The sequence below is a fragment of the Streptomyces huiliensis genome (genome assembly GCF_020037025.1).
Lineage (GTDB): Bacteria > Actinomycetota > Actinomycetes > Streptomycetales > Streptomycetaceae > Streptomyces > Streptomyces huiliensis.
The window spans coordinates 1-1,949 of record NZ_JAIQLH010000496.1 but is presented as its reverse complement, the minus strand read 5'-3'; the positions used below and the strand labels follow the sequence as shown (position 1 = coordinate 1,949).

General features: G+C 74.2%; 3 protein-coding genes. All 3 read right to left on the bottom strand.

Going from position 1 to position 1,949, the window contains the following annotated elements; all coding sequences use genetic code 11:
• Positions 1-311 (bottom strand): hypothetical protein (locus JNW98_RS35460; RefSeq protein WP_223772372.1); only part of this gene is annotated, 311 nt, incomplete at its 3' end.
• Positions 311-961 (bottom strand): SMC-Scp complex subunit ScpB, encoded by a 651-nt coding sequence (gene scpB, locus JNW98_RS35455; protein ID WP_223772371.1) that lies wholly within the window; start codon positions 959-961, stop codon positions 311-313. The genes scpB and JNW98_RS35460, both read right to left, overlap by 1 nt.
• A partial coding sequence (locus tag JNW98_RS35450; protein ID WP_263421541.1) for a segregation and condensation protein A occupies positions 958-1,949 on the bottom strand: 992 nt, incomplete at its 5' end. The genes JNW98_RS35450 and scpB, both read right to left, overlap by 4 nt.

Below are 1,949 nucleotides of genomic sequence, written 5' to 3'. Positions count from 1 at the left end.
TCGGGGCCGACGTCGTAGCGGCGCTCCTCCGGGCGCGGGCGGCGCGGGCGCTGCTCCTGCCGCCGGTCGTCGCGCCGATCGTCGCGCCGGCCGTCCTGCCGGTCGTCGCGGCGCTCGTAACGCCCGCCCTCGGAGCGCCCGCCCTCGGAACGGCCGGCGTCGTAGCGCCCGCCGCCGGAGCGGCCGCCGCCCGCACGCCCGCCGCCGGAGGACGGACGGGGGGAACCGCCGCTCCGGCCGCCACCGCTCCGGCCGCCGCCGCCCCGGTTGTCCCGGTTGCCGCTTCCGCTGTTCCTGCCGCTGCTTCGCATCAAAGTTCCGTCTTGTCGTCCGCTTCGGTGTCCGGTGCGTCCGGGTCGAACGACGGGACCCCCTCCTGGGAGTCGCCCTCGACCGCGTCCGCCTCCGGGAGGAACGGTGCGAGCTCGGGAAGCTCGTCCAGACCGCGCAGGCCCATCCGCTCCAGGAAATAGTTCGTCGTCCTGTACAGGATCGCACCTGTTTCGGGTTCCGTCCCCGTCTCCTCCACGAGGCCGCGCTGGAGGAGGGTGCGCATGACGCCGTCGCAGTTCACCCCGCGCACCGCGGAGACCCGTGATCGGCTGACCGGCTGACGGTACGCGACGACGGCCAGGGTCTCCAACGCGGCCTGCGTCAGCCGGGCCTGCTGGCCGTCCAGGACGAACGCCTCGACCGCGTCCGCGTAGGCGGCCCGGCTGAAGAACCGCCACCCGCCGCCGGCCTCCCGCAGCTCGAATCCGCGGCCCTGCGCGGTGTACTCGTCGGCCAGCGCGCGCAGCGCGGCCGCGATGTCGCGGCGGGGGCGTTCGAGGATCCGGGCGAGGTGCTCCTCCGTGACGGGCTCGTCGACGACCATGAGGACGGCTTCCAGGGCGGGCCCGAGCGCCAGCGCGCCCACGCCCCCCGCCTCGTCCTCGATACCGCTGACCACAACACTCACTCCGCAGCTTCCCCTTCCTCTGCCTCTTCCTCGGCTCCCCGGTCGAACTCGTCAGTAACCACAGGCGTGCCGCCGTCCTCCCCCGTCCAGCGGACGCTCAGCGTCCCCAGCGCCTCCTCCTGGTCGAGGGCGACGGCCCGCTCCCGGTAGAGCTCCAGGAGGGCGAGGAAGCGGGCGACGACGGTGAGCCCGTCCGCCGCGTCGGCGGTCAGCTCCTCGAACGTCGCCTCACCGGCCTCCCGCAGCCGGGCGACCACCACTTCCGCCTGCTCCCGGACGCTCACCAGCGGCGCGTGGATGTGATCCACGTACACCTGCGGCGCGGGCCTCGGCTGCATCGCCTTCACCGCGAGCGCGGCGAACCGCTCCGGCCCGATCCCGAGCACCACCTCCGGCAGCAGCTCCGCGAACCGCGGCTCCAGCCCGACGGTACGCGGCCGCCGGCGCCCCTCGGTGGCCATCCGCTCCCCGAGGATCGCCGCGATCCGCTTGTACGCCCGGTACTGCAGCAGCCGGGCGAACAGCAGGTCCCGCGCCTCGAGCAGCGCGAGGTCCGCCTCGTCCTCCACCTCGGCCGCGGGCAGCAGCCGGGCCGCCTTCAGGTCCAGCAGCGTGGACGCGACGACCAGGAACTCGGTCGTCTGATCGAGGTCGAAGTCGGGCCCCATGGCGCGGAGGTGCGCCATGAACTCGTCGGTGACCTGGGAGAGGGCGACTTCGGTGACGTCGAGCTTGTGCTTGGCGATCAGCTGGAGGAGGAGGTCGAAGGGCCCTTCGAAGTTCTCCAGGTGCAACGTAAACCGGCCGCCGTCAGGGGGGTTCCCTTCCCCATCCCCACCCCTCCCCGAAACCGGGGACTCCGCCCCCGGCCCCCCGACACCACCGCCTTCGGCGGCGACAAGAGCGCCGCCGCACCCACCCGAGGCCGACACGGCCGGGGCAGCGCCCCCCTCGCGGCGGAGCCGCTCGGGGGGTCCGGGGGCTTGCC